General features: G+C 62.4%; 9 protein-coding genes and 2 pseudogenes. 6 read left to right on the top strand and 5 right to left on the bottom strand.

Going from position 1 to position 13339, the window contains the following annotated elements; translation table 11 throughout:
- Positions 1-48: 48 nt before the first annotated feature.
- Both QA640_RS21475 and QA640_RS21480 read left to right on the top strand, forming a co-directional pair.
- A complete protein-coding gene (locus QA640_RS21475) occupies positions 49-870 on the top strand; it encodes a tetratricopeptide repeat protein (RefSeq protein ID WP_283042851.1) in 822 nt (273 codons plus the stop codon).
- 343 nt (positions 871-1213) lie between these two features.
- A complete protein-coding gene (locus QA640_RS21480; protein WP_007609497.1) occupies positions 1214-1363 on the top strand; it encodes a hypothetical protein in 150 nt (49 codons plus the stop codon).
- A 452-nt stretch (positions 1364-1815) separates the two neighbouring features.
- On the opposite strand, the gene QA640_RS21485 is transcribed toward QA640_RS21480, so the two are convergent.
- A complete protein-coding gene (locus QA640_RS21485) occupies positions 1816-3084 on the bottom strand; it encodes a serine hydrolase (RefSeq protein ID WP_283042578.1) in 1269 nt (422 codons plus the stop codon).
- A gap of 544 nt (positions 3085-3628) precedes the next feature.
- Positions 3629-4000: a hypothetical protein gene (locus QA640_RS21490; protein ID WP_283042579.1), complete on the bottom strand. Its 372-nt coding sequence runs from the start codon at positions 3998-4000 to the stop codon at positions 3629-3631.
- Positions 4001-4245: 245 nt separating this feature from the next.
- Here QA640_RS21490 and QA640_RS21495 point away from each other — a divergent pair, with 245 nt between their 5' ends.
- On the top strand, positions 4246-5883 hold the full coding sequence (locus tag QA640_RS21495) for a winged helix-turn-helix domain-containing protein (RefSeq protein WP_283042580.1): 1638 nt from the start codon (positions 4246-4248) through the stop codon (positions 5881-5883).
- A gap of 335 nt (positions 5884-6218) precedes the next feature.
- Here the strand turns inward: QA640_RS21495 and QA640_RS21500 are convergent, their stop codons facing one another.
- Complete coding sequence (locus QA640_RS21500; RefSeq protein WP_283042581.1) at positions 6219-6572, bottom strand: DsrE family protein; 354 nt, start codon at positions 6570-6572, stop codon at positions 6219-6221.
- A gap of 726 nt (positions 6573-7298) precedes the next feature.
- Here QA640_RS21500 and QA640_RS21505 point away from each other — a divergent pair.
- Positions 7299-7619: pseudogene (locus QA640_RS21505) on the top strand (tyrosine-type recombinase/integrase); the annotation flags it as partial.
- Positions 7620-7902: 283 nt separating this feature from the next.
- Here QA640_RS21505 and clcA read toward each other — a convergent pair.
- Positions 7903-9225 carry a H(+)/Cl(-) exchange transporter ClcA gene (gene clcA, locus QA640_RS21510; RefSeq protein ID WP_283042582.1) on the bottom strand — a complete coding sequence of 441 codons (1323 nt, stop codon included), beginning with the start codon at positions 9223-9225 and terminating at the stop codon, positions 7903-7905.
- Between the two features lie 138 nt (positions 9226-9363).
- Between clcA and QA640_RS21515 the strand changes: the two are divergent.
- A pseudogene (locus tag QA640_RS21515) lies at positions 9364-9468 on the top strand (transposase); the annotation flags it as partial.
- Positions 9469-10403: 935 nt separating this feature from the next.
- Entirely contained in the window at positions 10404-11573 is a 1170-nt protein-coding gene (locus QA640_RS21520; RefSeq protein ID WP_283041371.1) for an IS110 family transposase, read from the top strand.
- Positions 11574-12260: 687 nt separating this feature from the next.
- On the opposite strand, the gene QA640_RS21525 is transcribed toward QA640_RS21520, so the two are convergent.
- Positions 12261-12905 carry a transposase gene (locus QA640_RS21525; RefSeq protein WP_283042583.1) on the bottom strand — a complete coding sequence of 215 codons (645 nt, stop codon included), beginning with the start codon at positions 12903-12905 and terminating at the stop codon, positions 12261-12263.
- Between the last annotated feature and the right edge of the window lie 434 nt (positions 12906-13339).

Below are 13339 nucleotides of genomic sequence, written 5' to 3' on the forward strand. Positions count from 1 at the left end.
GGGCCTCGAGCCTTGAATTCGCCAATGCCCGGACGCAACCTGCCGGCCATGCGGACAGCTCTCTGCGCCATTCTCCTGACGTTCGCGACACCGCTCGCTGCGCATGCGCAGTCAGCCGATCTCGTGCTGTGCGATCGGCTGGCGGCCGATCCCAGCGATCCCGACAAGCCGGCTGACGTCAAGGGAGTGACCGAGGTCGCAAGCGCCGACATCGCGACCGCGATCAAGTTCTGCAAGACGGCGGCAGGCTCATCGCGCCGCGCGATGTACGAGCTTGGGCGCGCCCACGCTGCCAATCGTCAGATGGCGGAAGCGATGGCAGCCTGGCGCAAGGCGGCCGACAAGGGCTCGAGCGCGGCGATGGTCGAGCTCGGCGTACTCTACGGCACCGGCGCAGGCGTCGCCAGGGACGAGGCGCAGGCGCGAAAGCTGTTCGAGAAGGCGGCGCAGGCCGGCAACCCGCGTGGCGTCAGCAATCTTGCCGCGCTTGGCGGTTCGCCCGGGGCAGCTCCGGCCGACCCGGCGCGGGCGCGCGAGCTGCTCGGCAAGGCCGCTGAGACCAATGCGGAAGCGCAGTATCAGCTCGGTCTGATGCTTGCGAGCGGCGACGGCGGTGAAAAGGACGACGTCGCGGCGCGCGCGCTGTTCGAGAAGGCGGCCGCGCAAAACCACCCGGGCGCACTGGAGCGGATGGGCGCGTTCGCGCAGGAAGGCCGCGGCGGTCCGAAGGACGCGGCCGCGGCGAAGGCCTATTACGAGCGAGCGGCCGCGCTCGGCGATGAAGACGCCAAGAAGGCGCTGGAGCGGATCCGCTGTCCCTACGCGATCAAGGACAAGCGCGGCCAGCTCGTCACCACGCTTTGCTTCTGAGCTTGCTGTGTGTGCGACGCGCGCAGTTCCACAAGCATTGATCGAGCGCAACGAAACGCGACGACACGCTACGATAGACTGTGCCGTAAGGTGGCCGATCGCGCTTGCCGACTGCTGCCGCAAGAAGAACAACGGAGTTTGCACAATGCGACGCCGATGCTGGGTGGTGGCCCTGGTCTTGATGGGTGCTTCGGTCATGAACCGAAGTTTTCGTCATGATGAGAGTTCCTGCCGATCAGCAACCGTTCGGCAATCAGGTGTTTTCGCCGCAAGCCAAGCCGTGACGGAACCGTCCGCGCGCGCAGTGGGTTGATTCCCGAAAGACGCAACAGGAAACGCAACCATGATCCGCAAACTGGCATCCGGCGAATACCGCCTCTATTCACGCAAGGTGAATCCGAAAACCGGCAAGCGCCGCAATCTAGGCACCTTCAAGAGCCGCGCGGCGGCCGAGAAGCACGAGCGCGAGGTGCAGTATTTCAAGCGGCACTAGAACGCTTTCCCGGACCGAGCAACCAAATATCGAAAACAACCCCATGCAAAGGAACTGGGACGTGAGGTGATGGACTACGGATTTAGCGAAATCCGTTGGCACGTCGGGCAAATCAGGGGCACAATGGCATCATCGGACCGCGGCTATGAGGTGGGCATCGGTTGTTCGGGAAGCTGCACCGCAGACAGCGGTGAGCTCAAAGGTGTCGCCCTCGTAGGCAAGCGTGGCCTAACGTCTTGCTGCCTCGCTCAAGTTGATGCGGCGGGCCTCGGGCGTGTACTTATGAATTCGTCGCGTCCGCTGTGCGGTTGGAAGGCGACGTTGAAGCCGATACGTCTGTGTGCCGGCCTTGGGCCAGAAGCCAGACACCTGCCTCACTGACCACTTTGCCCTCGAAAGGGAATATTTCAGACGCGCCCGGCTCGCTGGCGGATGCGGCCTGCCACTGCGGCCTACTGAACTTGTGCTCTCAGCGCGTTCCACAGAGCAAACAGCTCAGCGGTCTCGGGCGGACCACTGCTGAGCGCGGTCTGCACGAGAACAAGCTTCAGGTCCGGATCGACAAAGACAAATTGTCCGCGAAGGCCTCGCAGCGAAAAACGCCTGGTGTCTGCGGAATACCAGATTTGATAACCGTACTTCACCAGCGGTGAGTCGGTCGGAAGCGCATTCGCGGCCGACGCCGTGAGCCAGTCCTCGGGCACGACGGTCTTGCCCTGCCAATTGCCGCGATTGGCCAGCATCAGGCCGAGACGCGCCCAGTCGCGCAGCACCGCATTGACATAGGCAAACGTAATTTCCTGCCCGGTTGCATCGATGATCCACGTCGCATCGGCTTCCGCCCCCAGCGGCTGCCAGAGTTTTTCGGCGGCATAGTCGGCGACAGTCCGTTTGGTGGCGGCCGCGAGCACAAGGCCGAGAACCAGCGATTCGGCCGACGAATACGAGAAGCGCGCACCCGGCGCGTCGCGACGGGTGTTGAACTGCTTCACCGCATTGAGGCTGCCGGCCGAGTCCTGTTCAACCGTCATACGGGCCAGTTTGTTGATGTCGCTGGATCGGTCGGCGTAGTCTTCCGAGAAGGCGACGCCTGAGGCCATCAGCAGCAGCGCCTTGATCGGCGTGCGGCCGTATTCAGTGTCCTTGAGACCGGGGACATAGGTTTCCGCCAGGTCGTCGACGGAGTGGATCGCGCCCTCATTCACGGCGATGCCGATCAGCAGCGCAACCACGGTCTTCGCCATGGAAAAGGACGCCAGGCGATCCGTATCGGCGCGACCGTACTGGTAGCGCTCGACCAGAATCGTATTGTCTCTCGCGATCAGGAGACCGGTGACCGGCTGACGATTGAGGTAATCGTCGAGCGTGAGCTCAAGCCCGGCGAAGCCATAGCGAATGACGGGTTCGCTCGCTGCGCGCGCCAGCGGGACTGATTGTTTGGGGGCAGTGATGGTGTGCGCGGGAAACAGCGTGTCATAGCGGCTCAGTGCTCCGACGCGGCAGCGCGCTTGGTCGACATACTCAATTCCCTTGCAACTCGGATACCCCTCCTTCTGGCCGAACTCGTCGGCATTCGGCCCGTCCGCACGAAAGCGAGGGCCGGCACCTTGTGAGGCCGGTGCTGCCTGGGCGAAGGCTCGATGCGTGAGCGCATCCAGGGTGAAAGGGAATGCCGCTGCGCAGGCGACGCAAAGCAGCCGTGTAAAGCCGCGTCCGGTCATTGAGAAAGTACCAAGCTGTTGCAGCTGCGCTTGATCTTAGTTGAGCCTGATGCGCAAGCCAATGTCCGCTTCGAGTCAACGGACTAAACCGCTCGCGCGGTAGGCCGCTGCGGCTGGCAGAGCGCGCTCAGATATCCGCCAGTCCTCGCAAATTGTCCGACAACTTGTTCAGCTCGACACCATCCGCCGTACATTCGTCAGCCGCGTCGCCGTCGCACAATACGTTGCAACGGCTCCATCCAAATCAGCCAACTCGCCCGCGGCCCTCAAATCCCCATAGCACCTGCGGCACGGCCTCACGTTCCCTCATGCGCGGTTTCCTCCCTTGGAGGCTTTCGGACGCCGACCGCCGAATACGCGGCGCTGTCCCTCAAGCGGCCGGCATCCGAAACCCTTCACAAAATGCGAAAAACTCAACGTGAGCAGATCCAGTCCGCTATGCCCCATTGAACGGACCTAGATGAGGCGTGCCACCACTTCGCAGACGGGCACACCAGCGGACTACCAAGTGTAGAACAGGCTTTCGTTCGAAAACGCTGAGCGGTCACATCATGACCCCGGGCATGAAACAACGAATGTCGATCCGCAGCTGGTTGTCGAGCACCCGATGGTAGACGGGCCAGACCATCGTGCGACCGGCGCGGTTCGGCTCCTTGATCACGGCCTCGGTCGGCACGACCCACCATTGGCTCTCGATGTACACGCGGTAGTGGCCGTCTCTCACCTCCCAGTCGGTGTCGGATAGCGCCTTGCCGTCGGTGTCGGAGCAGCAAGGCCCCTTGCCACTTTTGAGGCTCTCGAACCAGCTATTAAGTTCGGGACGGCTATGATCGTGCGCGTGCGCCGCGAAGTGCCAGACCAGCAGGACGATCAGCGTCGCCGCCGTGATGGCGGCCATCGAAAATATCTTCCTCATTTGCAATCTCCTTAAAAGCAAGAGATTACCTCTGTTGTTGCGCTCCGGAGACACTCCGCGCCCTTTTGGCTGCGTTGCAGTTTCTTCTCGGGTTACCGCTGGGTTGGGGTAGCGCCCCCAATAACGTAGCGCTGGTCCGTGGTGAGACCGGACGAAAAAGGACGATGAAAGGACGAAATCGGGCTGTGTCCCTGCCTTGAGGCGCCTTTACCACCCCGCTAAGATCCATGGTGGGAGGCATGCTCATGGCCTGCCTGCGGCTGAACGGATATACGCTCGATTTGGATCAGGCGCAGTTGTTTGACCTGCACGGCCACGCCGTTGAGCTGCGGCCTCAGGCTCTGGCAGTCCTGCTCGAATTGGGGCGCCGGCATGGAGAGCTGGTTACAAAGCGCGATCTAAGTGCGCGAGTCTGGCCGGGCGTTTCGGTGACCGACGATTCGCTTGTGCAATGCGTCGTCGAGATCCGGCGCGCACTCGGTGACACCCGGCAGCAAGTCGTGCGAACGATGCCACGACGTGGTTACCTTCTGATCGTTGATGCGGCCGACACGAAACCTCATGATGTGCAGAAGATCAGCGTTTATCGCCTGGCCGCCATCCTTGTGACAACGGCTGTCGCCATCCTGTTGGTCTGGCAGTTCGTGCTGCCCACCGTCGCTCCCGGACGCCGCGAGGCACACGACGGGATGGTGGCCGATGTTGCAGTTCTGCCCTTGCGCGTGCTCAACGCCTCTCGCGAAGGCAGTCCGGACGGCAACGGATTAGCCTACATGATTGCCAGCGACCTTGCGCGCAACCCCGACCTGCACATCGTCTCACCCCTTGCCACAGCCGAGCTTCGCGGTAAGAACCTGTCCCCGGCGCAGATCGCCGCGATGACCCACGCGCGCTACCTTGTGGACGGCAGCGCGGAGAGGCGCGGCGACCGGCTGCAGCTCCACGTGCAACTGATCGCTTCCGGCGACAGTCGCATCGTCTGGAGCGGCCGGTTCGAGCCCACGGCGCAAGACCTGCCCGAGGTTACTGAGGCGTTGATCTCGCGCATCAGCGCCTCACTTGGTGCAACCGTGCGCGAGTCGGACCGGGCCGCGTTACGGAGCCGTGCGCCAGCCTCGCTTGATGCGCACGCGCGCGTGTTGCGCGCGATCGCGTTGACTATCGCGCCGAGTCCTGAGGGCCTTCGCGAGGCGCGGCAGGAACTGGAACAGGCGGTCCGCCTCGATCCGAACTACGCGCCCGCATGGGCGCATCTCGGACAGGCGAAGACACTGTTGATCTTTGGCCATCACGATCCTGGGCTCGGTCGTCAGGACTTGCCGCAGGCGATCGCCGACATCGAGCACGCGATTGCGTTGGACCCGCTGCTTGCCAGCTCGTGGCGAGTGTTGTCCGTCGCAATCGACTCGAGCCAGAACCCTGAGGCAGCAGTGAGCGCGGCCGAGCGGGCGACTGAACTCGGCCCTGGCGATCCGGACAATTGGCTCGTCTTCGCCCTCGCACAGCACCATGCCGGTCGAACCCAAGCAGCGATTGAAGCCTTCGAGAAGGCGATCTCCTGGAGCCCGCTACGCCCACCACAATATGCTGGCGTTGGGGCAAGGCTGCGCTATTCCGTGCAGGACTACGAGAATGCGATGCGTTTCGCCCGCGAATGTATGGATCGAATGCCGGCGCTGGGCGTCTGCAAGGCGATCTGGCTGTCGTCACTGGTCCGCACCGGCCACGCCGTCGAGGCGGAGTCGGCGTGGCCGACTTTGGTTGCGGCCGCACCATCTTTGCAGGCGTATCGGATGACGCCGCACAATACGCCCATGGCTCTATCGGTTGATGAGGACCTCGACAGACTTCGCAAGAGCAACGCCCGGGCAATGGCCCAGTGAAGCTCCAGGCGGATGAACCTGATGGTGATCACTCCGAGTCGGCTTTTCTTGGCGCGGAAGCGGCCTTCGAGGTCGTTCCGGATGAGTCATCCGCGTCGCTTTGCCATTTAAGGCCGGTGTCCGCTCGTCCGTAACATCGGGAGCCACTGAGAGAAGGCTTCTTGTGAGTTCGGCCGAACTTCGTTGCGCAGGGCAGCCGATGCCGCCTGGGGTCAGGAGCGTCGCCCTCTACATTAGGCGGCTGTCCGTCAACTTCCGCTGTGCCCCCAAGAGCAACCGGTGCTGGGGGCCGGGCCAAACGAATCCCGCACCCCGATGCTTGCCACCGCGAGCTTCTAAAAATTCACTACCCGCGCGTCCGGCTGCTTGGCTGCGGCGTGGAACTCGTTCATCCCAGCAAGCTTCACGCGCTTGTCGAGCGCTGATGCTGCTAGACCGCGCGCCTCCACGCACGGCTTACACGCCATCAGCATCACATTGGGATGCGCTGTGATCTCCTCGTACCGGTTCGGCGGGCCGACCGGTACGAGCTTCGCGCCCGCGCCCTCGACCGCTACGAACACCGCATCGGCGAATAGCATCAGCGTAACGCTGTCGCCGTTCTGCACCGCCGACGCAGCGAAAAGGAACGGCAACATTGCCCGGGTTGGATCAGTTGGACCATACGTGGCGGAGATAGCGAAATGCACGGCAGGCCTCCTTCTTCATTGGGGTTCGCCCTTGGCGGGTTTGCCCATGCGAACCGCTTCCCCCTGCCGCAACTATGCAAGTTGGGGGTTGATCAGTATCAATGGCCGTTCGTCCGGGTTGCTTCGCTTGGCCGGTTCCATCCAAGCGCCTCCATCACCCGCTCAATCGCGGGATGTTTACGGTTCTTCACCTTGTATGGGGCTTTCCTTGTCAAGGGTAAATTTCCCCACATGCTGCTCTCTTGTCGGGTCCTCCGGTTGGCTGGGTTCAGCGGGCGCTTCCTTCCATTCTTGGCATGAAGCCCCCTTGCTTGGCCGCGCTGAGCGGTCAATCTCCGCAGCCCGCAAGGGGCGCGCCTTTAGGCGCGCGGGATTGACGGCGAAAGCGCGTGCCGAGCGATAATGTGCCATGCCAGAAAGGCCTGACAGCGAAGTTCATGATCTTCATCTTCACACGCCGTTTGGCGCGTCTTCTCGCCCGTAAGCGTGACGCCACGTGTACAGCGGCATTGGCACCGGCGACGAAATCCGAGGCGAGCCCGCTATCAGGCGCTGATCGCGCCGCAGCCTTGTATTCGGTCGATTCTTTGAGGATCGTACCATGATGCAGTCATGCGCATCGGCGGCGAGCTCCGGGGCGGTGGGTCTATCCTTGACCGCGGCTTGAAAGCCATTGTGAAAAGCGGATCACCACCACCTCGGATCGTCATCGGCAGACCACCTGCAGCGCGGCCGCAGGGCTGGTTGTTCCCGGGCCGCGATCCGGCCCAGCCGATGACCACGCGCCAGCTCAATCGCGCCTGTCACGCCGCCGCCCAGATGGCGGAGATCAACAAGCGCGTCTCGTTGCACACCTTGCGGCACAGCTTCGCCACCCACCTCTTGGAGCAGAACATCGACGTCCGCGTCATCCAGGCGCTGCTCGGTCACGCCAAACTCGATACCACGGCGCTCTACACCCGCGTCGCCCCCAAGACGATCAGCGAGGTCATGAGCCCGCTGGAGCATATCGCGCTCAAGCTCAAGGAGATCCGGCCGCCCGGCTGACGCACGCGTGTCGCGCACGGCCCTGAAGGTTGCGGATATCTTTCGCGACTATGGCGCAGCATGGCGCCAAGCCCATGCCGGCCATGTCAGCCCACCTGCGGCACGGCCTCACGTTCTCTCATGCGCGGTTTCCTCCCTTGGAGGCTTTCGGACGCCGGCCGCCGAACACGCGGCGCTGTCCTTCAAGCGGCCGGCATCCGAAACCCTTCAAATTTGCGGACTCATGCGCCGCGGCATTGTTTGATCACCTCGTCGGCCTACACAGCATCAGAGTCAACCCACTTCACCGCTGCTTAATTTGCCGCTCCAGGCGCAGCGTATGCTCACACAGGGATTCGTAGATCGGTGGATCGCGCAGCAGCATAGGCATCAGCATGGCCATGAAGCTGGCGCCCACCATCGGCAACAGCATTGTCACGTTACCGGTCATCTCGGCCACCAAAACAATGCCGGTCACCGGCGCGCGGACCATGCCGGTGAAGAAAGCGGCCATGCCCACCAATGCAAATGCTTGTGGCTGGATGGCGAGCGCCGGAAATACAACGCGGCAGGCCACTCCGAACAGCAGCCCCGACTGGGCTCCGAGCACGAGCAGGGGAGCGAACAGCCCTCCGGGGGTGCGGGCAGTGTAGGAGACAGCGCCGAGGCCGAACCGGATCAGGAATGCAAAGACAACGATCGCCACGTCTTCGTCGCCGGTCAGCGCCCGCTGCGTGAGCTGATCTCCGCCGCCAACGAGATCGGGCGTGAGCCAGGCCAAGATGCCGACGCCGGCCCCGATCAATCCGGCGCAGAGCTCGGTCGACAACCGTCCGAAACGATCGCGAATTGCGATGGCCGCGAGCAGAGCGCGGTTATAAGCGACGGCAAGCAGACCCGCGATGGCACCCAGAATGAAGAACAGCGGCGCGGACTCCGCGCTGGCATAGTTCAGCGGCTCAACCCGGAAGTCCGGCGCATCGCCGAGCAAAAGCCTTGCGATTGGGATCGCCGTCGCCAACGCCGCAAGCGCGGCGACGGCAAAGCGATGCTCGAATCTTTCGACCAGTTCCTCGAGCACAAACACTAGTCCGGCAATCGGTGCATTGAAGGCCGTCGCCAGCCCGGCGCCGGCACCGGCGGCCAGACAAACACGGGCGTCGGCCCATGGGAGCCGGCAGATGCGCGCGGTCAAAACCGCAACGCCAGCCCCCATCTGCACCGTCGGACCCTCGCGGCCCAGCGCCAGCCCCGAGCCGATCGCCAGGAGGCCGCCGAAGAATTTCACTGGCACCAGTCCCAATGGAGCCGGGGGAATCTGATCGCGCAACACGGCTTCGACATGCGGAATGCCGCTGCCCGAAGCGTGTGGTGCGAATTGTCGCACCATCCAGGCGGCAAGGAAGGTGCCAATGGCGCACGCACCGACGACAATCAGAAATCCCCAGATGGCATGGCCATGGCCCCAAGCGATCATTGCGTCGCGCATGCGATCGGCCTGCCCGAGGAAGAACCGGAAGATCGCTCCGATGCATCCAGTCACAGCTCCGACAATGAAGGCAGTTGCCGCGACCGCCAACAGGCTGCGACGTTCGTCCGCGCGCTTTCGATCGTCGCCTTGATCCACGGCCGCTCGATAATACTGGCTTTCTTGAGTGACAATCTTAGCCAAAATCGCTGGCTTATGTCCCGGGAAAAAATATCCCGCGGTTCGACGCCTCGTGCCCGCTTCGGGTCAAGGGACTTGTATGGGGCGATTGCTGTCAAGACTATTCTGCTCGGGACCTTCGAGTTCATCCGCCGTTTCCTCATCCACGTACTGCCAAAAGGCCTGCACCGCATCCGCCACTACGGCCTGTTCGCCAAGGGCTCTTGCGCCGACAATATCGCCCACGCCCGGGAGCTGCTCGCCGCTGCAAAACCTGACGGTCAGCCTACCGCTGCAGCCGTCGATCCCAGCAAGCCCGCCTGTCCATGCTGCGGCGGTCGCATGATCATCATCGAGGTGTTCGTGCACGGCGCAACGCCAAGGCATCGGCCGACAAGTCCAGCAACCGTCATCAGGATCGATACCTCATGACCGCGTCACGATCTGGCAAATCTGTTCGTTGCGCTTATCGCCTCTCGACCGGCCACGGCAGGATGCGCTCAGACATCCGCCTGCCGTCGCACATCGTCGGGCAACTTTTGGAGTTCGACGCCATCCGTCGCGCATTCGTCAGCCGCTTCGCCGTCACACGATTCGTTGCGCCGGCTCCATCCAAATCAGCCGGCCCGCCCGCGGCGCCCAATTCCCCATAGCACCTGCGGCACGGCCTCACGTTCCCTCATGCGCGGTTTTCCTCCCTTGGAGGCTTTCGGACGCCGGCCGCCGAATACGCGGCGCTGTCCCTCAAGCGGCCGGCATCCGAAACCCTTGTATGGGGCAACCGCTGTCAAGCTCAAATCAACTTGCCATCTCTCCTTGTTCGATCCAGCTGGCGACCATCTCCTCGTCCCGACCTTCGATTTTCGATTGGCGCCGCGCACAGTGACCGTCAAGGGTGGCCGTTGGCCATCGCGAAGCGATTTGCCCTTGACGGTCACGAGCACGGCGGCAGACTAGGTGAGTCATGCCGTAGCGGGACGAAGACAAAATCCGAGGGGAGCTCGCCATCGGGGCGCGGGCATCCGCGCCACAGCCTTGTATTCGGTCGATCCGGGGCGGATCGAACCATGATGCAGATCCTATGCAGGCGCGACGGACGGGAGGTGTGTTACCGCCTCGGTTTCTACCTTCCCACCAGTGCATAGGAGACGACTCTGATGGAAGCCCGCACAGTAAACAACCCGCCGCCCGCCGCATCCCATGATGACGCAGTACGCTGCGTTCTTGCAATCGAATTGAGCAAGAAGAGTTGGATTGTCGCGGTCAACACGCCCTCGTCGGAGAAGATCAGTCGCTACACGTTGAAGGCCTGTGATTGGAAGGAGCTTTTAAAGCTGTGCGAGCGGATCGGGACGCGGATCGCCCAAGAACTGAAGAAAGACGTCGAATTGGTTTCTTGCTACGAAGCGGGCTACGACGGCTTCTGGCTTCACCGTCTGCTCGAAGCACACGGCATACGCAACTATGTCATCGATCCGGCAAGTCTGCAGGTTGATCGTCGTGCGCGCCGAGCCAAGACAGACCGCGTCGATGTCGAGCGGTTGCTGCGATCACTGATGGCGTATCTGCGTGGGGAACCGAAGGTTTGGAGCGTGGTGTGCGTGCCTAGTGTCGCCGAGGAGGACGACCGTCGGCTCCATCGTGAGCGTGGCCGGCTGATTAACGAACGTATCCAACACGTCAACCGGATCAAGGGACTGCTCGCGATCCATGGCATCTATGACTACCAACCCCTGGGCCACGATCGGATGAAGCGGCTGGAACGATTGCGCACCGCTGATGGCCGGACACTGTCACCGCGGCTCAAGGCAGAAATCCTGCGCGAACTGCAGCGATTGGAGCTTGTGATCGGAATGATCAAGACGATCGAGGCGGAGCGCGATGCCATTGCATCGGCCAAGATTGAGACGGAGCATAGCAGCGCAAAACGGATTCAGGATCTGGCCAAAGTCAAGTGTATCGGGCCCGAATTTGCAACTACACTTGTCGGCGAAGTATTCTACCGCTCTTTTGACAATCGCAAACAGCTAGCGAGCTACGTCGGTCTGACGCCGGCGCATTTCCAGAGCGGCGAGACGTGCCGTGATCAAGGTATCAGTAAGGCCGGTAACGCCAAGGCTCGCAGGGTCATGATTGAGCTCGCGTGGCTGTGGTTGCGACATCAGCCCGCCAGCCCTTTGAGCGTCTGGTTCCACGATCGTGTCGGCAAACTCAAGGGCCGTATCCGGCGGATTACGATCGTCGCAGTCGCACGCAAGTTGCTGATTGCTCTCTGGCGCTATCTCGAGACAGGTCTGGCGCCTGAGGGCGCCATTCTGAAGGTGTAATTTGAATCGCGGAAAGTGGACGAAAACAACATTACCGATCCCAAGGTGGATGTGTGACCGTGCGCATGACTGGCTGAAAGAAGCCGTGTTGCAGAAGGGTGCCATCCTCCTTGGAGCCCTGTGCCCTCGCATGTTGCATGAGGGACCTTGGTACGGGGCTCGCCCCGACCGGATATAAGTTGATGCGGCGAGCGCCGCATAGCCAAAGAGCTCCGCCTTGGGATCAATTGAACAAACATAGTCGGAACTTCAATCGGGCAAGAGGGGATCAGGAGCGCAAAATACGTATGCAGCGTGATGGCCGGACACGATTGTAGCTCGGCGCGCGCTTTCGCCGTCAACCCCTCGCGCCTTCCGGCGCGACCCTCCGGGCTCCGGGGGTTGACCGCTCAGCGCGACCAAGCAGAGGAGCCGCCGTGCCATCAATGCAGACTTGCGCTCGCGTGAGCCTCTTGAAACGGACAGAAGGAAGAAATGTTGATCGCGAAAAAACTCTTGACTCACGAAGCCTCATATAAGTCATGCGCATCGGCGGCAAAAGCTCCGGGGCGGCGGGCCCATTCTTCACAGCGGCGTGGAAGCCGTGGGTTTGGCGTCGGGTCACCACCACCTCGGATCGTCGTCGGCAGATCCCGGCATGGGCTGCCAAGCTGTTGTCCTGTTATGCCTCCCCTTCCGTGCTGTCGCTCAAGATGCTGGACGTAAGATGAGGCCCCTCGGCACCTCGCCCGTGGTGACCAAACGCCATAGCGTGATCAGCAGCTTGCGTGCCAGCGCCACGATTATGATCTTGCGCGTGGCGCTCCGACCATCGGCCGTTCGCATCCTGAACCATTGGGCCAGGGCGCTGTCTTTTTGGAATCTGAGAAAACGCCAGGCCAACTGGATCATGCCGCATCGAACGCGAGCGCTGCCGGCACGTGCAAGTCCTCGCTCGCGCCTCCGCTTGCCACTCTCGTCTGGCGAGCCGGTGAGGCCGGCGTACCGGGCGACCGCTTTGCGATCGCGCAAGTGGCGTAAGAGCATCTCGTTGACCAGCATATCCGCCGTCTCGACCCCAACGCCCAGAACCCGTGCGAGGAGCCGAACCATCGCGTGAGGGCCTCTCTCCTCAGCTGGAGCCGCCGCGAGTTTGCGTAGCCGTTCCTGCTCGATCGCACTGATCTGCTCGCGCACGACGCGCAGGCGCGCGAGTTGGCGGCGCATCTCAGCATGCGTGTTCTGCGGCAACGGTGTTCCCTCCACCGTGCGCAGACCTTCCAGCTTCTCCTCGGCCTTGCGGAGGGTGGGCTTGAAGGTGCGGATGCCGTACCGGACCAGGATGGCCTTCATCTGGTTTATGAGCCGCGTTCGCTCGGTGACCAGGTTCTCTCGCTCGCGGTTCGGTCGGCGTGCGTCCTCCTCCTCGAGCGTCGGGATTGCCGCCATGCTGCAATGGCGCTTTTCGCCTCGCAGCCAGCCAAGAAAGGCGCGCTTCAGCAGTTCCGTGTCGAGGCGATCCGTCGTCGCGCGCCGATGTTCGCGACACCGCGACGCTTGTTGGATGGATCACGTAGGTCTCGATGCCGCGTGCCCGCAGCCAGCGAGCCAGCCAGAAGCCGTCGCGGCCAGCTTCATAGGCGACGACGATGCGCTTGATCTCGCGCCCGGCGCGACCAGCTTCGTTCTGCCACCGATGCAACAGCTTCAGTAGCATTTCCTCGTCGGGATCGATCTTCTTGAGGGGCTGGCGTTCGATCCCGGGAATAACGGCTGCAACGAGCCAT

This window comes from Bradyrhizobium sp. CB82 (assembly GCF_029714405.1).
Lineage (GTDB): Bacteria > Pseudomonadota > Alphaproteobacteria > Rhizobiales > Xanthobacteraceae > Bradyrhizobium.